Origin of the sequence: Fluviicola taffensis DSM 16823, from assembly GCF_943372375.1 — a bacterium.
Lineage (GTDB): Bacteria > Bacteroidota > Bacteroidia > Flavobacteriales_D > Crocinitomicaceae > Fluviicola > Fluviicola taffensis_A.
Genome location: NZ_CALRYJ010000001.1, coordinates 577,183 through 601,984, shown reverse-complemented (window position 1 = coordinate 601,984; position 24,802 = coordinate 577,183). Strand labels below are relative to the sequence as shown.

At 40.6% G+C, this 24,802-nt stretch carries 29 protein-coding genes; 7 read left to right on the top strand and 22 right to left on the bottom strand.

The window, feature by feature from the left end; all coding sequences use genetic code 11:
* Window positions 1-22: 22 nt before the first annotated feature.
* The 4 genes from AAG807_RS02560 to AAG807_RS02545 all read left to right on the top strand — a co-directional run bounded on the left by AAG807_RS02560 (window position 23) and on the right by AAG807_RS02545 (window position 3,741).
* Window positions 23-436: an ATP-binding protein gene (locus AAG807_RS02560; protein ID WP_294859194.1), complete on the top strand. Its 414-nt coding sequence runs from the start codon at window positions 23-25 to the stop codon at window positions 434-436.
* Window positions 436-876: an rRNA maturation RNase YbeY gene (ybeY, locus tag AAG807_RS02555; protein ID WP_341900503.1), complete on the top strand. Its 441-nt coding sequence runs from the start codon at window positions 436-438 to the stop codon at window positions 874-876. Before AAG807_RS02560 ends, ybeY begins: the two co-directional genes overlap by 1 nt.
* Before the next feature lie 111 nt (window positions 877-987).
* Complete coding sequence (gene mnmG, locus AAG807_RS02550) at window positions 988-2,859, top strand: tRNA uridine-5-carboxymethylaminomethyl(34) synthesis enzyme MnmG (protein ID WP_341900501.1); 1,872 nt, start codon at window positions 988-990, stop codon at window positions 2,857-2,859.
* Window positions 2,860-2,865: 6 nt separating this feature from the next.
* Entirely contained in the window at window positions 2,866-3,741 is an 876-nt protein-coding gene (locus tag AAG807_RS02545) for a class I SAM-dependent methyltransferase (protein ID WP_341900499.1), read from the top strand.
* A 175-nt stretch (window positions 3,742-3,916) separates the two neighbouring features.
* Here AAG807_RS02545 and AAG807_RS02540 read toward each other — a convergent pair whose 3' ends face one another.
* From AAG807_RS02540 to AAG807_RS02515, 6 genes are all read right to left on the bottom strand, one after another.
* On the bottom strand, window positions 3,917-4,201 hold the full coding sequence (locus AAG807_RS02540) for a hypothetical protein (RefSeq protein WP_341900497.1): 285 nt from the start codon (window positions 4,199-4,201) through the stop codon (window positions 3,917-3,919).
* Between the two features lie 14 nt (window positions 4,202-4,215).
* A complete protein-coding gene (ispG, locus tag AAG807_RS02535) occupies window positions 4,216-6,126 on the bottom strand; it encodes a (E)-4-hydroxy-3-methylbut-2-enyl-diphosphate synthase (protein ID WP_341900495.1) in 1,911 nt (636 codons plus the stop codon).
* Between the two features lie 40 nt (window positions 6,127-6,166).
* The gene (locus AAG807_RS02530; RefSeq protein WP_341900494.1) at window positions 6,167-6,469 is read right to left on the bottom strand and encodes a helix-turn-helix transcriptional regulator; all 303 of its coding nucleotides are present in this window, start codon (window positions 6,467-6,469) and stop codon (window positions 6,167-6,169) included.
* Window positions 6,470-6,693: 224 nt separating this feature from the next.
* Window positions 6,694-7,170 (bottom strand): hypothetical protein, encoded by a 477-nt coding sequence (locus tag AAG807_RS02525; protein WP_341900491.1) that lies wholly within the window; start codon window positions 7,168-7,170, stop codon window positions 6,694-6,696.
* A gap of 9 nt (window positions 7,171-7,179) precedes the next feature.
* Window positions 7,180-8,013 (bottom strand): hypothetical protein, encoded by an 834-nt coding sequence (locus AAG807_RS02520; protein WP_341900488.1) that lies wholly within the window; start codon window positions 8,011-8,013, stop codon window positions 7,180-7,182.
* Between the two features lie 127 nt (window positions 8,014-8,140).
* Window positions 8,141-9,043: a zinc-dependent peptidase gene (locus tag AAG807_RS02515; RefSeq protein WP_341900486.1), complete on the bottom strand. Its 903-nt coding sequence runs from the start codon at window positions 9,041-9,043 to the stop codon at window positions 8,141-8,143.
* A gap of 69 nt (window positions 9,044-9,112) precedes the next feature.
* Here AAG807_RS02515 and AAG807_RS02510 point away from each other — a divergent pair, with 69 nt between their 5' ends.
* From AAG807_RS02510 to AAG807_RS02500, 3 genes are read left to right on the top strand one after another with little or no spacing between them, the layout of a single operon-like run.
* Window positions 9,113-9,463 carry an MmcQ/YjbR family DNA-binding protein gene (locus tag AAG807_RS02510; protein WP_341900484.1) on the top strand — a complete coding sequence of 117 codons (351 nt, stop codon included), beginning with the start codon at window positions 9,113-9,115 and terminating at the stop codon, window positions 9,461-9,463.
* Window positions 9,447-9,845, top strand: a complete 399-nt coding sequence (locus AAG807_RS02505; protein ID WP_341900482.1) for an RNA-binding S4 domain-containing protein — start codon at window positions 9,447-9,449, stop codon at window positions 9,843-9,845. Before AAG807_RS02510 ends, AAG807_RS02505 begins: the two co-directional genes overlap by 17 nt.
* A 26-nt stretch (window positions 9,846-9,871) precedes the next feature.
* The gene (locus AAG807_RS02500) at window positions 9,872-11,566 is read left to right on the top strand and encodes a carbamoyltransferase C-terminal domain-containing protein (RefSeq protein WP_341900480.1); all 1,695 of its coding nucleotides are present in this window, start codon (window positions 9,872-9,874) and stop codon (window positions 11,564-11,566) included.
* A gap of 10 nt (window positions 11,567-11,576) precedes the next feature.
* On the opposite strand, the gene AAG807_RS02495 is transcribed toward AAG807_RS02500, so the two are convergent.
* The 16 genes from AAG807_RS02495 to AAG807_RS02420 form a co-directional block, all read right to left on the bottom strand.
* Window positions 11,577-13,292: a DUF2207 domain-containing protein gene (locus AAG807_RS02495; RefSeq protein WP_341900477.1), complete on the bottom strand. Its 1,716-nt coding sequence runs from the start codon at window positions 13,290-13,292 to the stop codon at window positions 11,577-11,579.
* A complete protein-coding gene (locus AAG807_RS02490; protein ID WP_341900475.1) occupies window positions 13,289-13,807 on the bottom strand; it encodes a LemA family protein in 519 nt (172 codons plus the stop codon). The genes AAG807_RS02495 and AAG807_RS02490 overlap by 4 nt, the downstream gene beginning before the upstream one ends.
* Window positions 13,808-13,850: 43 nt before the next feature.
* Window positions 13,851-13,973, bottom strand: a complete 123-nt coding sequence (locus AAG807_RS02485; protein WP_341900473.1) for a hypothetical protein — start codon at window positions 13,971-13,973, stop codon at window positions 13,851-13,853.
* Window positions 13,973-15,919 (bottom strand): ferrous iron transporter B, encoded by a 1,947-nt coding sequence (locus AAG807_RS02480; protein WP_341900471.1) that lies wholly within the window; start codon window positions 15,917-15,919, stop codon window positions 13,973-13,975. Before AAG807_RS02480 ends, AAG807_RS02485 begins: the two co-directional genes overlap by 1 nt.
* Window positions 15,920-16,138 carry a FeoA family protein gene (locus tag AAG807_RS02475; protein WP_341900469.1) on the bottom strand — a complete coding sequence of 73 codons (219 nt, stop codon included), beginning with the start codon at window positions 16,136-16,138 and terminating at the stop codon, window positions 15,920-15,922. It lies immediately after the preceding gene.
* 85 nt (window positions 16,139-16,223) lie between these two features.
* Complete coding sequence (xseB, locus tag AAG807_RS02470; protein ID WP_341900467.1) at window positions 16,224-16,430, bottom strand: exodeoxyribonuclease VII small subunit; 207 nt, start codon at window positions 16,428-16,430, stop codon at window positions 16,224-16,226.
* A 347-nt stretch (window positions 16,431-16,777) separates the two neighbouring features.
* Entirely contained in the window at window positions 16,778-18,208 is a 1,431-nt protein-coding gene (gene xseA / locus AAG807_RS02465) for an exodeoxyribonuclease VII large subunit (RefSeq protein ID WP_341900466.1), read from the bottom strand.
* A gap of 133 nt (window positions 18,209-18,341) precedes the next feature.
* Window positions 18,342-18,974, bottom strand: a complete 633-nt coding sequence (locus tag AAG807_RS02460) for a hypothetical protein (protein ID WP_341900464.1) — start codon at window positions 18,972-18,974, stop codon at window positions 18,342-18,344.
* An 83-nt stretch (window positions 18,975-19,057) separates the two neighbouring features.
* Window positions 19,058-19,639 carry a Crp/Fnr family transcriptional regulator gene (locus tag AAG807_RS02455; RefSeq protein ID WP_341900462.1) on the bottom strand — a complete coding sequence of 194 codons (582 nt, stop codon included), beginning with the start codon at window positions 19,637-19,639 and terminating at the stop codon, window positions 19,058-19,060.
* A 10-nt stretch (window positions 19,640-19,649) separates the two neighbouring features.
* Window positions 19,650-20,132 (bottom strand): MarR family transcriptional regulator, encoded by a 483-nt coding sequence (locus tag AAG807_RS02450; protein ID WP_341900460.1) that lies wholly within the window; start codon window positions 20,130-20,132, stop codon window positions 19,650-19,652.
* Complete coding sequence (locus tag AAG807_RS02445; protein ID WP_341900458.1) at window positions 20,125-20,562, bottom strand: EVE domain-containing protein; 438 nt, start codon at window positions 20,560-20,562, stop codon at window positions 20,125-20,127. Before AAG807_RS02445 ends, AAG807_RS02450 begins: the two co-directional genes overlap by 8 nt.
* A gap of 9 nt (window positions 20,563-20,571) precedes the next feature.
* Window positions 20,572-20,931 carry a VOC family protein gene (locus tag AAG807_RS02440; protein ID WP_341900456.1) on the bottom strand — a complete coding sequence of 120 codons (360 nt, stop codon included), beginning with the start codon at window positions 20,929-20,931 and terminating at the stop codon, window positions 20,572-20,574.
* A gap of 68 nt (window positions 20,932-20,999) precedes the next feature.
* Window positions 21,000-22,580: a T9SS type A sorting domain-containing protein gene (locus tag AAG807_RS02435; protein WP_341900454.1), complete on the bottom strand. Its 1,581-nt coding sequence runs from the start codon at window positions 22,578-22,580 to the stop codon at window positions 21,000-21,002.
* 64 nt (window positions 22,581-22,644) lie between these two features.
* The gene (locus tag AAG807_RS02430; protein WP_341900452.1) at window positions 22,645-23,022 is read right to left on the bottom strand and encodes a VOC family protein; all 378 of its coding nucleotides are present in this window, start codon (window positions 23,020-23,022) and stop codon (window positions 22,645-22,647) included.
* A gap of 134 nt (window positions 23,023-23,156) precedes the next feature.
* Window positions 23,157-23,792, bottom strand: coding sequence for a hypothetical protein (locus tag AAG807_RS02425; protein ID WP_341900450.1), 636 nt, complete (start codon window positions 23,790-23,792; stop codon window positions 23,157-23,159).
* A 200-nt stretch (window positions 23,793-23,992) separates the two neighbouring features.
* The gene (locus tag AAG807_RS02420; protein WP_341900448.1) at window positions 23,993-24,793 is read right to left on the bottom strand and encodes an SDR family oxidoreductase; all 801 of its coding nucleotides are present in this window, start codon (window positions 24,791-24,793) and stop codon (window positions 23,993-23,995) included.
* Window positions 24,794-24,802: the final 9 nt, after the last annotated feature.

The window sequence follows — 24,802 nt, the reverse complement described above, 5'->3', positions numbered from 1 at the left end:
CGTAGAACATTAAATTAAAAGAATGAAAGAAGGGTTTACTTTAATTGATTCGTTAAGCATTCCTTCGGAGTTGAATAATTTACCTGTTGTTGAGTCGATGATTGACAAAGCTTGTCAGACTGTTGGAATCGATGAGGATATGTACGGTAATGTTTTGATAGCGGTAACAGAAGCTGTTAATAATGCGATTATTCATGGAAACTCGTTGCATGTTGGTAAAGAAGTGAAGTTGGAGTTTTATGAAACGAGCGATGGTTTCGGTTTCAGAATCTGTGATGAGGGAAGTGGTTTTGACCATCTTCATCTCCCCGACCCTACTGCTCCTGAGAATATTGAGAAAGAGAATGGACGCGGCATTTTTCTAATGAGAAATTTGGCAGACGAGGTGATGTTCAATGATAGTGGAAACGAGGTGAGTGTTTTTTTTAATAAGTGATGGTAGAAGTTTTTTTTGAAGATATAGAAGAAGTTCCGGGTGTAAATCCGGAATTTTTGTTTGCATGGTATTCAAATGTTTGTGAGGTCGAGGGAAAGGAACTGGGCGAGATCTCAATCATCTTTTGTTCTGATGAGCATTTGCTTCAAATGAATAAGGAGTACTTGCAGCATGATTATTACACAGACATCATTACGTTCGATTATTCGGAAGAGAGTTTGGTGTCTGGTGATTTATTTATTAGTGTGGACCGTGTTCAGGACAATGCTGATGAATTTGATGTTCTCTTTCAAGATGAGTTGCATCGGGTCTGTGTTCATGGGTTGTTACATTTGTGTGGTTACAAAGACAAGTCTGATGAGGACGAGGCAGTGATGCGCTTAAAGGAAAATGAAATGTTGGTTTTGCGGGAGTTCCACGTGAAACATATAAAAGACTGAAGCGTTCCGCACAAACAGATTCAAATGTTAATGTTACGTAAGTTTCACGTGGAACATTTGAAGGCTTAATGGGATGATAGTAATTTTGTTCCACGTGAAACATGAAATAGTATGTTGAAGAATTATGATGTCATTGTGGTGGGTGGTGGACATGCCGGTTGCGAGGCTGCGAATGCAGCTGCAAAACTGGGGAGTTCTGTGTTGTTGATTACAATGAATATGAATACGATTGCTCAAATGAGTTGCAACCCGGCAATGGGTGGTGTGGCGAAAGGGCAGATTGTCCGTGAGATTGATGCGCTTGGAGGTGGGTCCGGAATTGTTTCGGATTTGTCTGCGATTCAGTTTCGAATGCTGAACCGCTCAAAAGGTCCGGCTATGTGGTCTCCAAGAACACAGAATGATCGGATGAAATTCGCTGAGGAATGGAGACTGTTGTTGGAGCGAAATCTGAATGTTGATTTTTGGCAGGACATGTGCAACGGGTTGATCGTTGAAGGAGGAAGAATTGTTGGTGTTCGCACTTCGATGGGAATTCCGGTATATGGAAAAGCTGTTGTTCTGACGAATGGAACCTTTTTGAATGGCTTGATCCATTTGGGTGAAAAGCAATTTGGAGGTGGACGAATTGGTGAGAAGGGTTCGACTGGAATCACGGAAGATTTGGTTGCTTTGGGTTTTGAATCCGGAAGGATGAAGACCGGAACTCCACCAAGAATTGATGGACGCTCATTGGATTACTCCAAGATGGAGATTCAGGAGGGCGATGAGAATCCTAGTAAGTTTTCATATGGAAATACAGAAGCATTGAAAGTTCAACGTGCTTGTCATATCACTTATACCTCTCCCCTAACCCATGACTTATTGCGTGAAGGTTTTGACCGATCACCGATGTTCAATGGTGCTATTAAAAGTAGCGGACCAAGATATTGTCCCAGTATTGAGGACAAGATCAATCGTTTTGCAGATAGAGATAGACATCAGATTTTTGTGGAGCCTGAGGGCTGGAATACTGTTGAGATCTATGTGAATGGATTTTCAACGAGTTTGCCGGAGGATGTTCAGTTGCGTGCGTTACAATCCATACCAGGATTTGAAGCTGCAAAGATGTTTAGACCGGGTTATGCGATAGAATATGACTACTTCCCTCCTACGCAACTAAAGCATACGTTAGAGACAAAGTTGATTGAAGGTTTGTATTTTGCCGGTCAAATAAATGGTACGACTGGATATGAAGAGGCAGCTTGTCAAGGTTTGATGGCTGGAATAAATGCTGCTTTGAAAGTTCAGGAGAAAGAACCGCTTATTTTAGGAAGAAGTGATGCTTATATCGGAGTTTTGATTGATGATTTGATTACAAAAGGTACTCAGGAACCATACCGTATGTTTACTTCCCGAGCGGAATACCGTATTTTGTTGCGTCAGGACAATGCAGATGTGCGCTTAGTTCCTATGGCATTTGAATTAGGACTGCAAGACCAGGAGGCATTGGATCGAGTGAATAGAAAGGTTGCTGCAGCAAAAGAATTAATAGGTGCTTTAAGAAAAGAAGGTGTTAGTCCGGAGATTGCAAATCCTATTTTAGAAGGTGTTGGAAGTGCCCCCCTTTCTCAGCAGATTAAATTGTCTTCAGTTATAACCAGACCACATATTACAATGGAGCATGTGCTTGAGATGAGCGAAGAAGTTCGTAAATTGGCAGACAGGTTACACGTGGAACATGAAGATGCTGTTGAGCAGGCTGAAATTCTATTGAAGTATGAAGGATACATCGCCCGTGAAGAAGAAGTTGCTTTGAAATTGTCGAGATTGGAATCGGTTTCTATTCCGAATGCGATAGATTACAGTTCTATGAAGTCATTGTCTTTGGAAGCAAGAGATAAATTAAGTAAGGTTAAGCCGGTGACCATTGGTCAGGCATCAAGAGTTAGTGGGGTATCCCCTAGCGATATTTCTGTTTTATTAATTCATTTAGGAAGATAGTTTCACGTGGAACATTTAAACCAATTAACTTGCCCCTCTTGTGGAGCAGACACATTCAGTACGTATTTGACAGTAACCGATCATTTTCTCTCAAAGGAAGATTTTAAGCTGGAGCTTTGCAATTCATGTCATTTGTTGTTTACAAATCCGAGACCATCAATTGAACACATTGGTGATTATTATAAATCCGAAGATTATGTTTCACATAGTTCTACGAAGAAGGGATTGGTGAACAGGGTTTATGGATGGGTGCGTTCTTATACGCTGAAGAAGAAGATTTCCTTGTTGAAACAATTGACCGATGGCAAACGCTTATTGGATATCGGTGCAGGAACAGGGCACTTTTTGGCAAAAGCAAAAGAATCCGGATATACTGTTCTGGGATTGGAGCCTGATGAAGATGCGCGCAGAGTTGCTTTGGCTGAGAATGGAATTGAGCTAAAAGATTTGAGTTTGTTGCATGATCTGGATGAGTCGTTCGATGTGATTTCGATGTGGCACGTATTGGAACATGTTTATAATTTGCAGACAGATTTGGATAAGATAGTTTCTTTAGTAAACCGGAATGGTGTTCTGATAATTGCTGTTCCGAATTATACTTCTTTCGACGCACAATACTATAAAGAGTTTTGGGCAGCTTATGATGTTCCACGTCACTTATATCATTTCTCTCCAAAATCAATTATTCCCTTAGTTGAATCAAAAGGGATGAAATTTGAGCTTATGCTTCCAATGAAATTTGATAGTTATTATGTTTCGATGCTGAGTGAAAAATACAAAGGTGGTTCGATGCTAAAAGCGATGAAAATTGGATTTTTGTCAAATCAGAAAGCAAGGGAAGGTTTGTCTAGCTCTCAGATCTATATTTTCCGCAAGAAATAGCATTTTTAAGCCCTCTGAAGGGCTTTTTTTGTGTTTGAAAGGGAAACACCTTGGGTGTGGTGAGATTTGTCAGGAAATCAAGTGAAATTTTTAACTTTTTCGCTCGTTTTTTCGAAATCTACTGCTTCGTATCTGCTTCGTGATCATTGTCCGGACAGAAAATGTTTTTTGCTTTTTATTCCTCCTCTTTCAATGCTTCTTCCTGTTTGCGATTTATTTGTTCCAGGTATAATTTCATCAATTCTCTCAAGAGGATGTTTTCTTGTTTTAATGTATCGATGAGAACCTGAGTTTTTTTCGATTCTGATTTGAGAGAATCTAGTTGGAACTTTAAACTATCAATTCTCAACTGAATTTTTATTAGTTCAATGGAATCTAGTTCAATCTGTTTGTGATGTGAATCTATCTGACTATATCCGCTGGTAGAAGTGAGGAGGATTAGGCAGAAGATTGTTTTCATTGCTAATTAAGTTTTTATTTATTCGGCTCGATCCAATCACCATTTTCGCGAATCAGATCGATTAGCGCGTCCACGGCCTCTTCTTCCGGAACATTTTTTCGTACAACCGTTTTTTCTTTGTAGAGATTTATTTTCCCGGGGCCGGTTCCAACATATCCATAATCTGCATCTGCCATCTCTCCCGGACCATTTACAATGCATCCCATGATCCCGATTTTGATTCCTTTCAGGTGGGAAGTTCGCTCACGGATTTTTCCGGTGGTTTCCTGCAGGTCAAAAAGAGTTCTTCCGCAAGATGGACAAGAAATGTATTCTGTCTTCGATATGCGCGTTCGCGTTGCCTGAAGAATTCCAAAAGATAAGCTGTTCAAATCGACAAGAGATCTGGGGGCTGTTATCCAAAGACCGTCTCCAAACCCATCTATGAAATGAATACCGGCATCTGAACTTGCGTATAATTGAAGTGTTTCGAGTTCTTCCTGGTCGTAGTTGGCTTTCAGAATAACAGGTACAAGGTTATTTAATTCCGCCAATTCATATTGAAATTTGCGAATAATTTGTGTTTTTTGCTGTTGTTTTGTTTCTGCAACGTAAATGATGTTTTCTGTCGGGAGTTCTGAAGCAGCGTAATTGCTATCCAAATCAATATATAAGAAAGCAGTTCCTTCCGGTTTGTTTTCCCGATATTCTTCTAGTGTACAGAATGGATATGCATCGCTTCGCTGCTGTTTTTTCCACGTTTCATAATTTTGAACCAAGCGGATCGTTCCTGGAATTTCAAAATCAATGGTTTGATCTCCCAGATAAACCAGATCGGCTGCCTGGTCAAAAATATTCCATTTATCTAACTGCTCGGAATAGGAATATCCAAATCCGAAAAAATTAGTTGAAACTATGTTTGTTTTTTTGGATAAGTCCGCAAATACAATTGAAGTATTACTTCCTCCAATGTTTATTAATGATTTCGTTTTCCGTTTATTATGATTGAAATAATCAAACTGAAAATCTGACGAATAATTTAGTTTGTAATCTGTATTTTTTTGAAATTTTTGAAGCAATTTTTGAGCTACTGGAATTTCAAATTCCGGATCTTCCGTAAGTGAAACGCGAATTGTATCCCCCAACCCATCTTCAAGTAATGCACCAATTCCAACAGCAGACTTGATTCTACCGTCTTCTCCATCTCCGGCTTCGGTTACACCAAGGTGCAAGGGATAATTCATTCCCAGCTCTTTCATCGTTTTTACCAAGAGACGGTAGGCCTGTACCATCACCAAGGTGTTACTTGCTTTCATGGAAATGATCAATTCATGATAATCATTCTTTCGACAGATGTGAATAAACTCCATGGCAGATTGTACCATTCCTTCCGGTGTATCCCCATATCTACTCAGAATTCGATCTGACAAGGAGCCGTGATTGGTTCCAATCCGCATAGCTGTTCCGTGCTCTTTGCAAAGCAAAACCAAAGGCGTAAACTTCTCTTCAATCCGAAGTAATTCTGCCAGGTAACTTTCTTCGGTGTAATCTATTTCTTCAAATTTCTTTTTATCTGCATAGTTCCCCGGATTTACACGCACCTTTTCAATCAGTTTTGCTGCGATTTCAGCTGCGTTTGGTGTAAAATGAATATCAGCCACCAGCGGAGTGTCATAACCTCTTTTAACAAGCTCGTTTTTGATTGTTGTGAGGTGTTCAGCTTCTTTTTTGGAAGGCGCAGTCAAGCGAACCAATTCACACCCCGCATCAATCATCCGAATGGATTGCTCCACAGAACCGGCTGTGTCCATCGTATCGGTAGTCGTCATGGATTGAATGCGGATTGGATTTGTTCCTCCAATTGCAATGTTTCCGACTTTCACCTCTCGTGTTTCAAAACGTTCACGATTGAATAAATGGTTGCAGAAATTGATTTGATCCGACATTTTTATGAGATTGTACTATGCAAAGGTACGCAATGAAATTTTACTGGTTTATCTCTTGCACGAGCATTTCAATTAGATGGGGCGCTTCTTGTTTCAAATAATAGTTTCCTTCGAATTCTTGGTAGTCCGAATAAACTAAATTTGCATGAATCAGTTCTTTGATGTGTTTTGAAATAGTTGATTTGTTCAGAGTTGTGATACTTCTGAAAGTGTCATTTGTGGCGTGATGATTTTCAAAAAGATATTTCAGAATGGTTATTCTGGCTGGATGACCCATTGCTTTTGCAATCTGCGCTAGTTGTAAGATTTGATCTGAATAAGGATAGATTTTAGTTGTACCCATGGTTTCTACTTTCTTATTTAATTTATGAAAAAAGTAGATTTGGGACAAGACTTTTTTTGTTAAAAGATGAATAGTGAGCGTTTATAAATAGTTTTTTGTAAGCCCCTAACTCATTAAACATGCGTCTGAAACCCTTATCCATGGCTCGGTTCGCTATTTGGCAAATTAGCAAATTAGCGAAGAGTAGCGTTTCAGAGATGAATTAGCAATGGGAAAATGTTTTGTTAGTTTAACCTCAATTTGCCTCGCACTATCTGATAACTGAAACTAAAAATGGAATCAATAGCTTCCTCCTTATAAATCCCCGCTTCCCAATCAAAATTCTGCATCACCAAGTATTGTAAAATCTCCTTATTCAATTCATCGTTTCGCGATTTGACAACTTCCGCCCAACCGACTACCTTTCCCATGCAATTAATAATGACACTGACCATTCCCCGACCTTTGAAATCTGGATGATTTTTTAAGAATGTAAGGTCGTTGTTCAACATTTCGATCAATTCCTCTTTGTTAACAGAGCATTTGGGTTCTGCTTCATCGGGATTTCCATTATAAAGCTCCAAAACAAATTTTGTGGGAATACACATCCCTTCCACCTTTTTTCGAAGCAGTACTTTTTTTGTTTCGGTTTTTGGAATGGAATCTTGCCCAAAAGAACAGAAGGAAAGGATAAATGTTAGGAAAATCAATTGATTTTTCATGTTACAAAATTAATTCTTAAAATCTAAACTTTCCGAATGATGAACCTTTCTAGTAAAGAAGATACAGTTATTGGGAGTTGGTTCAGCAGATGTATAAAACAGAAAGTAGTTTTCATAAAGACCTGAGGTGAAATCACTTTCCTGAAATTCAATCGTTCTTAGTTCTAAACCGTTTCCTCGATTATTCATCATCGTTCCTTCAGCATAGTAATGATAAATGGAACAGATACACCCTTTTGGAAAGTAAGGATCTTCCGAGAGATATGAAATCATTGTTTGTTCGTCATTGAATGGAGTCAATTGATTGTGAATATTTCCGGAAAGAGTCAAGATCTTATTGGTAGGATGAGATAATGCCTGTTTTTTTATTTCAAGATACATAATAGAATCACGTGAAACATCGGATGAAGTAGCGTTGTCGTAAAAAAACAAGTGGATCCGCGGTTCATTCATACAATATTGGATAAGATTATACCAAGCGCTGCTATTCCGACCGTCTTCATTGGGTTTAGAAAAGAAACGACTTTCCATTAGGGTTTTTTCATTAGGTTTTTGAAGAAAGTCTTTCATTTCTTTTTCCGGAATTTCCAGACCAACAGAAACGCTCTCCTCGTGAACAAGGATTAAACGTGCAAGTTGTTCCGTGATTTTTGCCGGCTCTTTTGTCCCATGCATTTCCCCAACAGCAATAAAACGGTACTTTTCGAAAGGTGCATAAAGAGAAGAGTTGACAGATAAATTGGTGCCTACAGGAAGTGCATTATTGACAATATATTCTTTCCAACCTTGTGAAAAGATGTTGGGTGATAGAAACAAAAGAAAGGCGAAGGTGATTGTTTTCATAAATTCCAGTTAAAAATGAATTGAGACTGACTATCCAATCATTGGATAGAACATCTTTTTCGGGCAATTATCATCATCTGATTTTAGGTTCTGCAAAATAACAAAAACAAGAATTAAATAACGGAAACTAGGCAGATTTTTTCCCATAATGCACACTCCCACAGCAATTCTTGAACTTCTCCCCGCTATCACAAACACATGGATCATTCCTCCCGATTTGCGTTCGCTTTTTAGCAAGTTTCCGATCTGCCATTTTCTGATTGAACATCTTTTCCAATAACTCGTATAGCTCGGGATGCTTTTCTTCCAGAAGTTTAGGTCGCTCAAAAAAATACTCGCTGATCACCGATAAGAATTCCGCCCGATTCGTTGCTCCATAAGGATTGATGTCTGACTTTTCAGCGTAGATTCGTTCCGTTTCCTTGCTAATCTGTTCTAACCAGGGAAGCGCATATTGTTTGTCCATCAGTACTTTTGGAAGTCCGTCTATTTCACCATCCGACTTATCAATCAAGTGAACAAACTCATGAATGGCAGTGTTTTGTTTATCCGACTCGTTTTTGAACCCGAGATTTAAGGCCTCTTTCGATAAGATCATAATGCCTTCCATACTCTGATTACCCACCATTCCCAAGATCCTGCGATCGGAATCTCCTTCAAATTGAAAGTTCTCGTCGAACATGTCAGGATACAGCAAGACTTCATGAACAGTGGTGTATTTCCAGGAATCAAACCCGAATATGGGAATGATGGCACTTGAGGCTACGAGTAATTTGTCTCTCAAATGAACCTCTGTTTTGACTCCGGTGATCCTGCAGTTTAGCAGGAATTCCTGTACTTTGTTTTCAAAGCGTTGTTTTTCCGTTTCATCTAAAGAAGCATAGAAAAGCACTGCCTGATTCAATATAGATCTCCATTGTTCCGGAAAAGGTTCACGTGGAACCTGCCATTTCGTATGTGCAGCTTTGTTGTAGGAAAACCATCCGAAGCCGATGAGTAAGCTGATGAGGATGAAAGCGATGATGACCATATCAAAGGATATTGATGAAAATTAGACTAAAATCGAACTTAAAAGTATCAATTTTACTACCTTTCCACCATGCATTTTGACGAATTGATCCATTTTTGTTTTCAGCTTCCCGGAGCCACAGAAACATTTCCTTTTGATAAACGCACACTCGTGATCAAGGTTCAAGGTAAGATGTTTGCCTTGGTTGACGTGGAGAATCCTACTGGAATCAACCTGAAGTGTGATCCGGAAAAAGCAATCGAATTGCGTGAACGCTACGATGGAATTCAAGCGGGATATCACATGAGCAAGAAGCATTGGAACACGGTTTCATTGGAAGGATTGGTGGATGATAAATTGATTAAGGAGCTGATCGTACACTCTTACGAACTAGTGGTTTCTGCCTTACCAAAAAAATTACGCGATGAGCTTAAGAATTGATAAATATGTCTGGTTTGTTCGCTTGGCTAAAACCAGAACACTAGCTACCGAATTGGTCCAAAAAAACAAGATAAAATTGAACAATAATCCCATTAAACCTTCCAAGGAGGTGAAAATTGGAGATACTCTTTCAATCATCAAGAATAATGCTACGTTTAGCTACAAAATCAAGGATTTATTGGATCGGAGAGTAGGAGCAAAGCTGGTTTCGGATTATTTGATAGACATTACCGATCCATTGGAACTGGAGAAATTCAAAACCTATCGGGAAGCACAAAATGTGTATCGCGAATACGGAACGGGTAGGCCTTCCCGAAAGGATCGCGATAATTTGGATTCCTTTTTTGAATGGCTCGAAGACGAGGAGGAGGGAGAAGATTAAGGAAAATAACAACGAACTTACTATTCATGTCAAAACCACTATACGTTCTGGGAACAGGACTTTCGCACAATGGATCTGCAGTCTTGCTGAAAGATGGGGTTGTTTGTGTCGGAATAGAAAAGGAACGCATCACCCGCAAGAAACATGATGGAGGAAATGATACGGATGCCATTCAGTATTGTCTGGAGGCGGAAGGAATTACATTAGCAGATGTCGCCTTGGTTGTCCAAACTGCCAATTTTGAAATTCCGAACCGGGATAGGTTCCACGGGAAACGGGTGTTTGCTGAAATGGAATATCCACCGTTAGTTACTATTTCGCATCATTTGGCTCATGCTTACAGTGCTGCTGGAACTTCTGATTTTGATGCGTGTGTGGTGATGGTGATCGATGGCTGCGGAAGTCCGTATGAACAATGCATGGATTCTTCAGAAGGTGTTATTCTCCCTGAAAACCTGGCGCAACTGGCTCGAAATCAATTGTGGTGCGAAAAGGATAGTTTTTATCATTTTGATGGTCAGAAATTGACCCCGCTTTTAAAAGATTTCAGCCCCATTGAAAAACAGACAGATATTGGATTGAAACTCCCGACAACCAAACATTCCATCGGTGGATTTTATGCTGCAATCAGTCATTATGTCTTTGGAAACATGGACGATGTGGGGAAGTTGATGGGTTTGGCTCCTTATGGAAAGGAAGGGTTGATTCAACAGGAAGCTTTTGAGTTCAAGGATGGATCCTTATTGGTTCGGGATGATTGGAAGAACGAATTGACAAACCCTTCTACCGGGTATCCTTTTTTCAAAGAAAACTTTCAATATTACGCGGATGTGGCTTTTTGGGCACAGAAACAAGTGGAAAAAGCTGTTTGTTGGTGCTTTGAAGACCGTTTAAGACGATTTCCTCATGCAAATGTCTGTTATGGCGGAGGAGTGGCTTTGAATGCGGTAGCGAACGCCTTTTTGCTGAATGATGGAATCCTGGAAAACTTTTATATTGAACCTGCCGCCGGAGATAATGGCCTGGCTTTGGGCTGCGCCTATTATGGTTGGCTGGAAGTTTTGAAGAAGCCAAAAGTGAAGCATAACGAAAACACCTGTTTTGGGAAAAGTTATTCGCGAAGAGAAATCATGGATTCCCTGAAGGATAGTCCCCAAAATTGGAAAGTTGAGGAACTGAATTCGGAAGAATTAGTTGAAGGTGTTGCACAATTTTTAGCTGCCGGAAAAACCATTGGTTGGTTTCAGGATCATGCTGAATTCGGTCCGCGGGCACTGGGTCACCGAAGTATTCTGGCTCATCCCGGAATCGAAGGATTGGGAGATCATATCAACGCGAATATCAAGTTTCGGGAGGATTTCAGACCTTTTGCTCCAGCTGTTTTACCTGAATTTGCTTCCAGCTATTTTCGATCCGGAAGGAAAAGTCCGTATATGATTTTAGTCGACCGAACCAAGGAAGAACACCTGGAAAAACTCCGAAATGTAACACACGTGAACGGAACAGCTCGTGTTCAAACAGTCGATAAAACGTGGAACAATTTGTTCTTTGAACTGATTCAGGCTTTCGAACGACAAACAGGATTGGCCCTTTTGCTCAATACGAGTTTCAATAAAAAAGGAATGCCCATTGTGGAAACACCCGAGCAGGCGATTGCATTATTCGAAGAGTCGGCACTCGATATTCTGGTGCTGAATCAGGTAATGATTGAGAAGAAATAAAGGCAGAAGTTTACCAGCCGCCACCGCCACCTCCGCCGCCGCCGCCGCCGGAAAATCCACCACCACCGGAAAATGATCCTCCGGAAGAAGAACTTGGAGGAGTGGAAGAGGAGGAGATGACCGAAGAAAAAGAATTTGCGTTGAAGTGAGAGAATCCGTACATACCCATTCCCAGGTACCAATATCCGGTCATTCCATATCCTGTTTGCAATTCAACCGGATTGAATTGACCTTCCCATTCTTTAGCCAATCCCAAGACAATGGCAAAGGGCAGAAGCCGCTCGAAAGTCTCAAAATTCAGGTCCGGCGGATTGTTAAACTGAATGCGTTTTTTATCAGCGTATTCGATGAATAATTTCAAACCCAGGATGTGGTCCATGATTTTTCTTCCTTCGGGAGTGGGCTGCTCGAACAGATAACCGAAAAGTATCGTGAGTCCAAAACCCAAAGCAGCCATAACTCCAATGATGATGTATGAACCACCGAATAGGAATTTGATTCCAAACGCCGCAAGGATAAACAAAAACAAAAAGAGGTATTGTGTTCCGTTAATTCGCGAATTCAATGTGCGGTATTTTTCCTGATGACTTTGTGCGATATTGGTTTCCAAATCATCCATGCCTTTTTTTATGTTTGCATTGAACGTGTTTTCGTAGAAGGAAAAAGAATCTCTATTGGAGAAAAAAGCCTGATATACTTGGTTTTCAGCAGAAGTTAAGTCTTTCTTCGGATCCTCCGTTTTAGTGAAAGTAAATTTCGTTGCGCCCGATACACTTTCCTGCTTGATCTTCATCCAGCCTTTCGCTCCCAGAGAGGCAATCTGTCCGGTGAACGCAGTGGATGTGACTAAGCCTCTGTTCATAACCGCATACACATCTGCCGGGGAAAATCCTTCCGGAGCATCGTATTGCGGCATAATGGTTCCCGGTTTTGGATCGCGACCGTATTTTGACCACAACCAGGTATTCCGGATAAGTAAGAAGATGATCATGAAAATCAGTAGAACCCACAAGGCGTGACTTTTTAGCCAATACATGAAATTCTCAAAATCCGTAGGGTAAACCAGATGTTTTTTATCCCAGGAAACAGAAAAAGTTAATCCCTGGTTAGCGAAAAGCGCTTGGTTCGTTTTAAAAAGCAATTCATTCGGATTGACAGCTGTAACCGTGTAATTTTCGCTGGTATCGCCTTGTGAACCGGTATAAGCAATGTATTGTTTGAATTTAATTCCCGGAGGCAATAACACGCGAGCAGTTAGCGTGTCAACGGTGAATTTCCAGCCGTTTCCATTTGTATTCCAATAAAATTCATCCACCTTGTCCAAAAAACGCAAAACGTGGTTCACTTTATAGCTTAGATCATAAGTGTACTTTCCGGGCTCAAGACTTACATTTTTATTTCCAAAGTAAATGCGTATTCCATTGTCCATGGATTCGGTGTGATAATCTTCTTCCTCCCCATCGCGCTTAATGGAAACCAACGAAAAATCAACGGTGGTTTGACCTCCTTCGTAATCATAATTCAATGGAATGTCGCGGTAGATTCCATGATTGATATCATAGCCATCTGCATAAATAGTGATGCGCTCTGTAATCAGCATCGAACAATCCTTGTTGATCTGATACGTTCCGTCAAAGCGGATTATATGAGCATATTCCTGTTCTTCCTGTGAAAATGTTCCACAGGAAACAAGAATGAAAAGTGCTATTAAGAATTGTTTGATCATGATGTCGGGATGTTTTGTTGTTCGTTTGTTGCCTGAACATATTTTTTGCTGGAATGTCCGAAAGCGTTGCTGAAAAAGCTATATGGAATTTGAGAGATCATACGGTTGTAAGCTTCCACTGCCCCATTGTAAAATTGCCTGGAGTACAACAAATGGTCTTCCGTTTCGCGAATTTGGGTCATCAGTTTTTCAAAGTTCAGATCGGCTTTCAAATCCGGGTTTGCCTCCTTAATAACGTTGATTTTGTTTAAAATTTGCGGAAATTGATCGTCTGTTGACCAAATTGAACCTCGTTTCTCAGCCAGTTCTTCCAATAGCTTCGCTTCATGACTGGCATAGCCCTGTGCAATCTGAATTAGTTTTGGAATCAATTGATAGCGCTTCAAGAGTTGTGCATCGATATCTGCGAAAGAAGCTTCAACCAAGTTGCGTGCACCGATCATGCGGTTGCGAATAACGATAATTGACACGGCGAACAGGAGTATGATCCCGACACCTAATGCAAGGTAAACCATGAGTTTTTTGCTGAAAATTAGTAATAGTATTTGGATAAAAGTCTCATTCCTTCAATCCGCACTTTTCACAACCCGCTTGTTTTTTGCGTTTGGAACTCAGATAGAATCTGCGAATAAGGTAAAAACCTGCTGCCAGAATGGCTATGATCACTAAAGCAACCTGCATTACTTGAACAAAATAAATGTGATGTATGCTCCAAGATACGCCAAAACTCCCATATATCCAACTTGAATAATGGGCCATTTCCAGGATTTCGTTTCGCGTTTCACAACGGCTAGAGTAGCCATACACTGCATGGCGAAAACATAAAAGACCAGAAGCGAAAGTCCGCTTGCCAAGGTATAGGTCGGAGTTCCGTCATCGCGCTTTTGGATCTTCAGTTTATCAATCAGTTGCTTTGGATTGTCATCCACTTCATGCACGGAATAAATGGTTGCCAGAGATCCAACGAACACTTCGCGCGCAGCAAAGGAGGTCAGGAGTGAAATGCCCATTTTCCAATCGTATCCCAAGGGTTTGATGACCGGCTCAATGAACTTGCCAAGATGTCCCATGTAGGAGTGTTCCAATTTCACAGAAGCGATTTTACTTTCGTAATCTGCCGTGGATTGTTCTGTTTGAATGTTCGGAGCTTGAACCAACCTGGAATACTTTTCCATGTCATTTCCGGGACCGAAACTGGCTAAAGCCCATAGGATTATGGAGATTGCCAGGATGATCTTCCCTGCATCGAAAACAAAGATTTTCACTTTTTCAAATACTTCGATACCCACATTTCCCCATCGAGGACTTTTGTAAGCCGGCATTTCCAAAAGAAATACGCTGAGTTCCTTCTTTTTTCGAAAGAACTGTTTGATGACAAGTGCAACCAGCAAGGCAGAAATGACACCAAGCAAGTATAACGCGAAAAGAACCAAGCCCTGTAAATTCAGGAATCCGAAAATCCGTTTGGAGGGAATGACCAAGGCGATTAGCAAGGTGTAAACAGGTAAACGTGCGGAACAGCTAATGAGCGGAGCAACCAGAATGGTCGTCAAACGCTCTTGCCACGAACTGATTGTTCGCGTAGCCATAATTCCCGGAATAGCGCATGCAGCACTTGATAGAAGCGGAACGACACTCTTTCCGTTCAGTCCGAATGGACGCATTAATTTATCCGTAATGAACACCACGCGTGCCATGTAACCCGTTTCTTCCAGGATGGAAAGCATGAAAAAAAGAAGGGCAATTTGAGGAATGAAAATCAATACACCGCCAATGCCTGGAATAACTCCGTTAATAATCAAGGAAGTGAATACACCGTCAGGCATGATTGTTCCCAACCAGGACGCAAGGGATGAGGTTCCCAGATCAATCCAATCCATCGGATAAGACGCAAGGGTGAAAACTGTTTGGAAGATTACCATTAGAATGATTAGAAAAATCAGGTACCCGAAAACCGGGTGAATCAACCATTTGTCCAACTTACTGGAAAAAGGAGCATCCGTGACCTTTTTGCTCACGACCTTACTCACAATTTCTCGAATGCGCTCAAACCGTTCGTTCGTGTCTGCTATTTGACCGGGGAGGTCATTCATTGCTTTTAGTGAAGATGCATTGGTTTCACGTGAAGCAGAATCTTGCGCCATCCATTCCTTCAGTTCCGGAAGACCTGTCCCGATTCGCGCATTGGTGCGGATAATTTTCGTTCGAGGAAAAGCTTGTTCCAGAACTGGAATGTCGATTTCAAAGCCATTGCGGGCAGCTACATCGGTCATGTTCAGGACCAAAGCTGTTTCCAAACCAAGATCGTAAATCTGAGTAAATAGTAAAAGGTTACGTTCTAGGTTTGTGCTATCCAGAACGACAATTGCTTTTTCCGGAAAATTGGGGTTCTCAGGATTTGAAATGACGTTATAAACAACCTCTTCATCCTTACTTCGCGGATAGATACTGTATGTTCCCGGAAAATCGATCAGCTCGAGTTCTTTCCCATTAATATTCAAAAAGCCGGAATGTTTGTCGACGGTTACTCCCGGGAAATTTCCAACATGCTGTCTCAGACCGGTAAGTCGGTTGAACAGGGAACTTTTTCCTGTGTTGGGATTTCCGAAAAGAGCGATTTTTTTCATCTATTCGACTTCGATAAGGTTTGCTTCAGAGAGGCGCATGGAAAGTGTATATCCACAAATGTCTACTGCAATTGGATCCCCGAATGGCGCTCTGAATAAAACTTCCAGCTCTTTCCCCGGATAAATGCCCATTTCCAACAACTTTGGCTTTAATTCGCTTTCCATAATACCAAGTACTCTGGTTTTTTTATGCAAAGGAATCTGTGCAAGTGTTTTCATGTAACTAATTTCTCTGTTGATGAATTTTGAGTTGCAAAATTAGCTGAAGCAGGCGAGAGTCGGAATACCTTGTTTGTGGTATATCTTATTGGTCGGATTTTAAATCATTCAGGATTTGCTGAACATCGTTTTCAGTAGCGGTTAGCTTGTTTTTGCAAATCTGGATCAGAGCTGCTGCGCGCTTCACTTTTTCAGACAGCAGGTCTACAGAAATCTCCCCGGATTCAATGTCAGAGATGATTTGCTGCAATTCCTCGTATGCCTTTTCGTATGATACTACTTCTTCTTTCACCAGACGAATTTACGGAAAATTCTTCTTCACTAATGAATATTTGTACTCAACTACCCGAACCTTTATTTACCGCAGATTCTCTGATAAATTGCTCACCTAATTAACACAGGTAACTTGTAAATCTTTGCGCTCTCTGCTTCTCTGCGGTTTATAAATGGCATCTTAATTTTAACCGCAAAGAGTGAAAGAACGCAAAGACCTGAATTGTAATATCATCAAAAAGCGATCAACTGAAAATTCGCACACCTCATATTTTTAAAGCGACTTTTTAGTGCTACCTGTTTAAAGTAGATAAACCCCACAGGTAAGCGCCCTTATAATTTGTGCATCTGTGAGAAAGGAAAAAATCACTTCACTTTCGCCTTCAATTCCTGTGCTTCCGTAACAATTTTCAATTCATCACCGGATGCAGCTTGGTTTTTTGCGGAAAGTACCCCTTTTTCATTGGTGACGATTGCATAGCCTCGTTGCAAGATGACCGTCGGATCCATCAATTTTAAGTGTATTTCCGATTGTTCCAGCTTCGTCCATTCCATTTCGAAGGTTCTTGGCAAGATGCGAATCAATTGAGTTATCTGTGTATTGATTGTTTGTCGTGCGGAATTGGAAGCGGCTTTGGTGTGAACCTGAAGGAAGTTGACACTGTTTTCCTGCCTGTTTCTCTGTGTTTCGATGAGGTAAAAGGAAGAAGAACGTATTTTGTTACGAAGTTCTGTTAGGATCTGATTGGAATGGGTCATTTTATGCTTGACCTGAAATTCGAAATCCTTCACCATTCCATGAAAAGTATTCTTTTCCAAGAGTAAAGCAGCTTGAACTTCCTGCTGGAAAGCCCGTGTTAATTGGTCAAACTGGTTTTTTGTTCCTTGCAGTAAATGCTGGATTTGTTTGGGTAATTTCATTAAAGCTTCATCTAACGGCGCGTCCAATTCCTCGAAAATGCTCAACAGAAAATAAGCCATGTCGGAAGGAGTAATTCCATTTCGGAAGGCAATCAGTTCGCAAACGGTGAGATTGGTGGAATGCCCGATTCCTGTCAGAACAGGTAAGGGGAAAGTCGCAATGGCTTTTGCGAGTTCGTAATTGTTGTAACAATGCATCCCGATTTCACCACCACCACCACGAATGATCACTACCGCATCAAAATGCTGCTGCACTTTTTGAATACGCTTCAATTGGTCCTGGATGGATTTGATTGCCGTATCTCCCTGGAGTGTCGCTTCGAACAGGAAGGTATTGAAGTGGTAGCGTTTCGGATGACCGTTCAAAAGGGTTACAAAGTCGGAGTAACCTTTACTGTCTGCTTGTGAGATAATCGCCAGTCGTTTTGGAACCAATGCCATTTCCAGGTTCTGGTTGCTGTTCAAAATTCCTTCTTTATTCAGCCGTTCGAGAGTTTCCTGCCGTTCGCGCTGTAATGCACCCAAGGTATAATTCGGATCGATATCGATGATCTCCAAGCCGATATTGTAGAGTGGGTGATAGGTAATTTTTACATGAAACAGGAGCTCCATTCCGTCGTGAAGTGGTTCTTTGACAATCTCAAAGAATTTTTGCTGGATGCGCTCGAAGTTCTGTTTCCAGATGGTTCCACGCATTTCCACTACGATGGATGCATCTTCTTTCTGGACCAATTCCGGATAACAATGTCCTTTTCGGGTTTGATTCAGCTTATGCATTTCAGCCGTTACCCAATAGGTGCGCGAATAGCGTTCCGCAATAGTCTTGCGAATTGATTCTGCTACTTGTTTGAGTGTAAAATGCGCTGGAGTTTCCATGAATTAAAGGTAGGGAAAAGGATTGAGATGGTTGTTCCTGCATCGGGATTAGACGATCATAAGATGGATAGACATGTGTCTATTTGCTCAGTAGCATCAGCGGATTTTCTGATGCTACTGAGTTGAGATTTATCTATTGCTTAAAAGTTGTTGGAGCCTTATCCAGTTTGGTTTGAAGGAATATGAGGGCAGTTTCCTCATTTTTCATAAACGGTTTTTCCTTCCCGTCCTTTTCAAGAATCAACTCAACGGTTTCTGTCAGTATTCCTTCTTCGTAATTGTAACTCTGAGTAATCCGAAACTTGTTATAAGGCAAAAACTTGCTTGGTTTCGGAACATACATCGTCAATTCGGAAACGCGGAATTCCACATCACTGGTTCCTGTTCCATTGCCTATAGAAGACTGTATCACGGATTGAACTTTCGCATCCTGCAAACTTTTGTAAAGGACTTCAAAATACATGGTTTGATCGCGTTCCCCGGCTTTCCCATCGTAATCAGGGTGAATGCGGTGAAGTGATTTGACCGATTTCCACTGATTGTCATATCTTTTCTGAATAACGTCAAATTGGTAATCATAGGTTTCTGCCCTGACCCATTGTTCGTTTTCATAACGATATGCTTTGCTGATTCCATTCCAGATAATAGTGTAGGCGTCGTCAAATTCGAGTTTGGTACTGGGAGGGATGATGCTTTGTTGAGCTGCAGTGTAATTTGCCAATAACAGGAATAGGGCAGAGCTTGCTGAGATAATTCTTTTTTTCATGCTGAATTTTTTAGTGAAAATCTACTTGTTTCAGCAAAGATCAGGAAGTCAAGGGAGGAAGAAATTGACAAATGTTACAATCGTTATTTACCGGCAATTTTTTTTCTTAATCGGCTCAAACTTTCTCTTTCCATCCCAAGGTAGGATGCGATGTGATAAAGGGGAATTCTATCAAATATCAACGGGTGATTCTCCTGTAAATCCAAATAACGCCGTTCTCCGTCTAAGAACAAAAAGCTTTCCACGCGTTGAGTAGTGAGTTTATAGGATTGTTCGGCCATGATTCTTCCGAAACGCTCCCAATTCTGGGATTGATTGTAAGCTTTTTGAAGGGCTTCCAGATTGAAAGTAACGATTTCAACGTCTTCTAAAGCTTGAATAGCATACTTACTGGGTTTTCCCTCCAAAAAACTGTCATAATCCACCACAAAGTCATTTTCGAAGACAAAATGGGTGTTGATTTCTTTTCCATCGGATAAGTAGTACGTTCGAAAACTGCCGCGATTTATAAAACCGATTTCCTGACAGGTTTTTCCTTCATTTAGAAAATGTTCCTTAGCGGAATACTTTTTTATTTTCAGGTAAGGTTCAAACAAGGCACAATCTTCTTCCGTAAGAAAGGAGACCTGCTTTAGCCAGTCTTTGAATGGTTTAAAATCGTTCATGGTCTGGTTTTTAAATGGAGCTGTCTGAAGCTTCTTGCGCTTTACTTTCGTGAATCAATTTCAGCATATTGGAATTGAATGACGGAAGATTTGTCTCTAAAGCGGAGAAAAATTCTACGTCCGTGCGCTCAACAATGATCAATGCTTTTTGCAAAACAATTTCACCGCTAGGGGTCAGTTTGATGATTTTGGCGCGTGTATCTGTCTGATGTTCCTTACGTGTGATAAATCCCTTTTCTTCCAGAGTTCTCAATACTTTTGATACCATCATTCGGTCAGCATTACCCTGATTGGCAATATCGGTTTGTGTCACGGCATTGCTTTCCCTTGAGAGCCAACCCAGTGCGGCCAACAAGACAAATTGGGTGTGTGTCAGATCAAATGGATCTAGAACGCGCTTCAGTTTCCGTTGCCACAACATGGTCAATTGCCCCAATAAGTAACCGGGGCTATCATCCGGGTTTTTAAAATGAAATTCAATCTTTTTAGACATACTCTTGTTTCAGCATTTGTTGGGAAATCAGATCAAAATCGTGCTGATTGATTTCAAAGAAACCAAAACGAAACGGATAGCCCCAACTTTTTTTGTTCTGAATAAAATCCAGTTCATTGATCAAAGGTAAAATAGAAACAGCCTCGTTTTTAAAAAATTCGATATTTCGTCTGGACGGACAAAAATCTTCAGACATCTGAAAGGAGTAGGTTTCCTCATCAGCAACCTTTCCGATAGCTGTAAATTCCTGACATTTATCCGGTTTGTTCATTGTTTGCTTACTGGAATAATAGATGATGAAATCATCCTTTTTCATTCGTTTCAATGGTCCTGATTTTCCATGACAAGCTTGGGCAAACCCTTCAGCAAGACCTTTTTTCACATGGTCTTTGGATGCTACGATAATCCAATATTTCGTTTTTCTCTCCATAACGGTTTCCTATTTTGCCTCCAAAAAAGTCAGTTTATAGCCGTCCGGGTCTTTCACGTGAAACGCTCTTCCAAAAGGGGTTTCTATTATCGGACCGGAAGTAGTTATTCCATTTGCACTGAATTTCTCTTTCAGTTCGTCAACATTTTGATTAACGGCAAACCAAAGAGCCACACCGAGACCCAGCTCTTTTCCCTCAAGAGGTTCAAGGGGTGTGCGAATGGCAAAACTTGCTTCTCCTTGATTGTATTTGAAAACACAGGCTTGTGGGTTCGTATCGCCGATTTCAAAACCCAGTTTTTTTTCATAGAAGTCTTTTGATGCTTCCAAATTGGTCACTTGTAGTGATACAAATGTTAATAGTCTCATTTGAATAAATGTTAATTGTTGTCGCAAATATAGTATACACGACAACAATATGAAACTATTTTTGGAATTTATTTCATTCGCTGCACCAAAATAGTTTGTTTGTATCCGTCAACGGTTTGAACACGAAGGAATAGGGATCCTGTAAAATCAATGGGTGGTGTTAATTGGATTTGTTGATCGTCCAGTACTGTTTTCTCAATGAGAATCTCTTTCCCCATTAAATCGTAGCATTGAATAGTCACTTCGTTTAACTGGATGCTTCGTAGAATAAAGTTTCCTGAAAAAGGATTTGGGTAAGCTTCCAGGGAAAGTTCCTTGTTCTCATCAAGGGATAAATTGGTGTGACAAGTGATTTCAGATGTAAGCGAATCCTGGAGCATCGTAAGAGAAAGGGGCGAAAATGTGTAGTTTTCGGGGGTAAAAGAAACCGTTGTCGTAGTGTGTTGAATGATCGTATCTACGTAAGCATAATTTGCCGTTTCCGAATTGCAGGAGGTATAATTGGTGGTGTCTATACGTTCCAACACCGTTGCAAACTGGGTGCCTGTCCAAATCCCGGCTAACTTAGAAAAAAAGAGTGCTCCGGAAGAATGTTTGAATAAATCCCCCCGGTTGTAATTGAACGAATGAAAAGCATCGAAGGTTTCCGTTTTTACCAAGGCTCCGTTTTCCTCAAATACCGAAAGATAGGTGAGTGGATGGGGAACGGTACCATAACCTAAAACCAGGATTTTTCCGTTCACGGATAAGATACCGGAAGAGTTGCTTCCGTAATTGGGAGGACTGGGACCCACCAGGTTTAGTCTTTTGACCCATCCGGATGGTTGATTGTTCTCCAATTTATGCAGAATGGAATTTAAGAATATTCCTGAGATGATGTTTCCGGTGTAATAGGTGTTTCCGTTAAAGACCATAGCAGATTCCGGAAGGAATTTGGCTGGGAACTGAATGGCCTGATAGACCCCAATTTGATCCAGCGACATATCAACAGCATTGGTGTCTTTTGTAGCAATAAAGTGAATTTCGTTGTTCGCATCTTCGTAAAGTGTTGTCGATTTCTGAAGGTCGTTGGTGTGGAACCAGGTTGCTGAGTTGATATTTCCGAATGGAATTTTCCCGAAACCTGCAGAACGGCTTGAATCTGCAGCCAGGAAATCAAATGAAACAACCAACTCCTGGTTGCGAATGAGGCTTCTGATATTCCGTACCTGGGGTTCATTTGGGATATCCAGTTTGTGGGCGGAAAGTACGGTTCCGTCCTCACCGAAGTGCATCAAACGCAGGCTGCTTTTTCGCGATTGATCAATATGAGAATAGACTAAGTAAGTCTGGTTTCCTGTGCTTTTCAAACTGGCGGATAACCACACGGAATCACCTTCTCCGATAGAAAATTTGCGATCCCACTGCGTATTTCCAATTTTGTCCACGCACCAAATGCGCATGAAATGTTTGATCCCGAAAAGAGAATCTGCTTCAAAGCGATACTGCAGGATTTTCCCATTTTGTAATTCGGCAAAGTGATTCTTTTCTGTTCCGCTTCCGGCAAAATCTGTCTGCAACGAATAACGGATATCAAAAGAAAGATCGGTTTGGGCGGAAAGATAACTGGTTCCGAGTAACAACAGCAAGGCGGAAAGAAGTGTTTTCATCAGTTGATTGTTTTAAAAACAGAACGCTAAAATAATTCAATCAGTTGGTTTACTTTAATTTTTGTCAATCATTAACCCTCCAAGGCGGATTCAACCGATTCTCTCCCGCAAAAAACAAGATCAATTGATTTCCATCCGGATCTTTCAAATAAGCCTCGCGCCAAAGCCACGATTGATCTTTCGGAAGTTCATCAAAGACAATTCCCTTTTGGAGCAATGCATCAACCCTTTCATCCAGGTTATCACATTCAAAATAAACTGAAATTCCGGCGCCTGTTGGCAATTCTTCTGCCAAATGAACAGAGAAGGTCGAAGTTCCATCCGGACATTCGAACCGCGCATAGTGGTCCGATTTCACGATCAGTTTCAATCCCAAAGTTTGGTAGAAAACAATCGACTTTTCAATGTCCAGGGAAGGAACCGTTATTTGGTTTAAGTTCATTTAATGGATCTTAGGATTTCAGATTTTAAGACTTAAATTTAGTTTTAAAATCGAAAGTACTTTTCCTCAAAGTCTTTCTGAAGTACATTTACTTCTGCATCTTTATTTTTAGCAGTATTTGCGTGTTTCAGTTACTACCAAAATTTCCACCACGGTTTAATTTTTGGGTCATCTTGATTGAATTTATACGTTTGGCTGTGTTTTCTTTTCCAGCTTTCTCTTTCCATTTCAATAGTCCCTTTGTCTTCAAATGTAGTCCAACAGTCGAATGCTGTATCAGCCTGCCCTATTGATATTATCTTGTCTTTATGTGTCATAATACCTAACCCGTGTTCTTCCTCCCATTCACAACCGAATTCATAACCAACATAAGCATAGTTTTCCTTTTCTGAATTCAATACATGAATATTGGAAAGACCGATAACAGATGAGAAGTCTTCTATTCTTTCAATTGAAGGAGTTAAATCGTCATATAATGCTGTTAGTTCCGGCAATTCATTTTGAAGTGCTGAAAGCAAAGATTTTTTTATATGTTCTTGATTTTCAAATAGAAAATTTAAGGCGTTTATTTGGTCGATGCTTGATATTTTAACGTAATCAATAGCATTGCCATAAATAAAGACTTTTAATTCTCCAGTAGCGAATTGTTTGTCTTTTGCGCAATAGGGACCTTGACGACTTTGAAAACCTTTCCAAGAATCCAGGACGATACTTCCTTCATATAAATCACCAATTATTGTATTTGGTTTTAGATTGAGTATATTCTTCATCTTACAGTTTTCCACCAAGTGTTTTCCGCAAATTTTGAAGAATTTCTGCGAAAGCGATTCCCGTAAGCAATTTCAAATCCTTTAGAATTTCTAAAAAAGGGACGGTTATTTGGTTTAAGTTCATGAGAAATTTGCTTTGCTGAATTGCTTTCAAAGATAGGGAAAATGGATTTCGACTACTTTCTGAAACCCATTTTTGCTTATTTGCGACCGTTAAAATGTTCCATCGTTTTGTAAACACCCAAGACTTTTCCTACGAACCAGTCGAAAAAGCGAAATGGAAGGATTCCTTGTGCAAGTCGCACAAAATGAACAGACCAGGGCATGCTCACATAAATCTTATTGCGCTCAATTCCACGAATAACCCTGCGAGCTACTTTTTCCGGTTTCAGAATAGGAATAATGGATTTCACGCCGTCAAACATTCCGGTATTGATGTAATAAGGCGTAACGGTAGTCACACCCACGTTTAGTTTGAGTTGCTTCATCTCTAGGCGTAAACTATCCGACCAGCCAATAACCGCCCATTTACTGGCCGCGTAAACCGACATTTTAGGATTCGAAATCAGACCGGCAGAAGAAGCAATGTTGCAAATGTGTCCTGAATTTTGTCGCATCATTTCCGGCAGAAATGCTTGTGTAACGTACATTGGAGCATTGGTGTTGACATTCATTGTGCGAACAATATCCTGCTGCGTATGTTCGTGAAAGAATTTTCCTACGACAATTCCTGCATTATTGATGACCACATCCACAACTCCGACTTCGGCTAGTACCTGCGCTCCGACTCGTGCTACTTCTTCGGAATTTGAAACATCTACAATGTATGAATGAATGGTTCCCAAATCGCCTAATTCGATCATCGTTTGCTGAATTTGTTCGGAATGAATATCCCAAATAATCAATTCTGCACCTTTTTCCAATGCAAGTTTTCCCATTAATTTCCCGATACCTGAAGCAGCACCCGTTATGAGAACGCGTTTATGTAAGAAAGTTTTCATCAGCTTTAC

Bases quoted from the DNA above. Each gene is read 5' to 3' on its own strand.
- AAG807_RS02560 (WP_294859194.1), top strand. From the start codon at position 23: ATGAAAGAAGGGTTTACTTTAATTGATTCGTTAAGCATTCCTTCGGAG.
- ybeY (WP_341900503.1), top strand. From the start codon at position 436: ATGGTAGAAGTTTTTTTTGAAGATATAGAAGAAGTTCCGGGTGTAAAT.
- mnmG (WP_341900501.1), top strand. From the start codon at position 988: ATGTTGAAGAATTATGATGTCATTGTGGTGGGTGGTGGACATGCCGGT.
- AAG807_RS02540 (WP_341900497.1), bottom strand. From the start codon at position 4,201: ATGAAAACAATCTTCTGCCTAATCCTCCTCACTTCTACCAGCGGATAT.
- ispG (WP_341900495.1), bottom strand. From the start codon at position 6,126: ATGTCGGATCAAATCAATTTCTGCAACCATTTATTCAATCGTGAACGT.
- AAG807_RS02530 (WP_341900494.1), bottom strand. From the start codon at position 6,469: ATGGGTACAACTAAAATCTATCCTTATTCAGATCAAATCTTACAACTA.
- AAG807_RS02525 (WP_341900491.1), bottom strand. From the start codon at position 7,170: ATGAAAAATCAATTGATTTTCCTAACATTTATCCTTTCCTTCTGTTCT.
- AAG807_RS02520 (WP_341900488.1), bottom strand. From the start codon at position 8,013: ATGAAAACAATCACCTTCGCCTTTCTTTTGTTTCTATCACCCAACATC.
- AAG807_RS02515 (WP_341900486.1), bottom strand. From the start codon at position 9,043: ATGGTCATCATCGCTTTCATCCTCATCAGCTTACTCATCGGCTTCGGA.
- AAG807_RS02510 (WP_341900484.1), top strand. From the start codon at position 9,113: ATGCATTTTGACGAATTGATCCATTTTTGTTTTCAGCTTCCCGGAGCC.
- AAG807_RS02505 (WP_341900482.1), top strand. From the start codon at position 9,447: ATGAGCTTAAGAATTGATAAATATGTCTGGTTTGTTCGCTTGGCTAAA.
- AAG807_RS02500 (WP_341900480.1), top strand. From the start codon at position 9,872: ATGTCAAAACCACTATACGTTCTGGGAACAGGACTTTCGCACAATGGA.
- AAG807_RS02495 (WP_341900477.1), bottom strand. From the start codon at position 13,292: ATGATCAAACAATTCTTAATAGCACTTTTCATTCTTGTTTCCTGTGGA.
- AAG807_RS02490 (WP_341900475.1), bottom strand. From the start codon at position 13,807: ATGGTTTACCTTGCATTAGGTGTCGGGATCATACTCCTGTTCGCCGTG.
- AAG807_RS02485 (WP_341900473.1), bottom strand. From the start codon at position 13,973: ATGCAGGTTGCTTTAGTGATCATAGCCATTCTGGCAGCAGGTTTTTAC.
- AAG807_RS02480 (WP_341900471.1), bottom strand. From the start codon at position 15,919: ATGAAAAAAATCGCTCTTTTCGGAAATCCCAACACAGGAAAAAGTTCC.
- AAG807_RS02475 (WP_341900469.1), bottom strand. From the start codon at position 16,138: ATGAAAACACTTGCACAGATTCCTTTGCATAAAAAAACCAGAGTACTT.
- xseA (WP_341900466.1), bottom strand. From the start codon at position 18,208: ATGGAAACTCCAGCGCATTTTACACTCAAACAAGTAGCAGAATCAATT.
- AAG807_RS02460 (WP_341900464.1), bottom strand. From the start codon at position 18,974: ATGAAAAAAAGAATTATCTCAGCAAGCTCTGCCCTATTCCTGTTATTG.
- AAG807_RS02455 (WP_341900462.1), bottom strand. From the start codon at position 19,639: ATGAACGATTTTAAACCATTCAAAGACTGGCTAAAGCAGGTCTCCTTT.
- AAG807_RS02450 (WP_341900460.1), bottom strand. From the start codon at position 20,132: ATGTCTAAAAAGATTGAATTTCATTTTAAAAACCCGGATGATAGCCCC.
- AAG807_RS02445 (WP_341900458.1), bottom strand. From the start codon at position 20,562: ATGGAGAGAAAAACGAAATATTGGATTATCGTAGCATCCAAAGACCAT.
- AAG807_RS02440 (WP_341900456.1), bottom strand. From the start codon at position 20,931: ATGAGACTATTAACATTTGTATCACTACAAGTGACCAATTTGGAAGCA.
- AAG807_RS02435 (WP_341900454.1), bottom strand. From the start codon at position 22,580: ATGAAAACACTTCTTTCCGCCTTGCTGTTGTTACTCGGAACCAGTTAT.
- AAG807_RS02430 (WP_341900452.1), bottom strand. From the start codon at position 23,022: ATGAACTTAAACCAAATAACGGTTCCTTCCCTGGACATTGAAAAGTCG.
- AAG807_RS02425 (WP_341900450.1), bottom strand. From the start codon at position 23,792: ATGAAGAATATACTCAATCTAAAACCAAATACAATAATTGGTGATTTA.
- AAG807_RS02420 (WP_341900448.1), bottom strand. From the start codon at position 24,793: ATGAAAACTTTCTTACATAAACGCGTTCTCATAACGGGTGCTGCTTCA.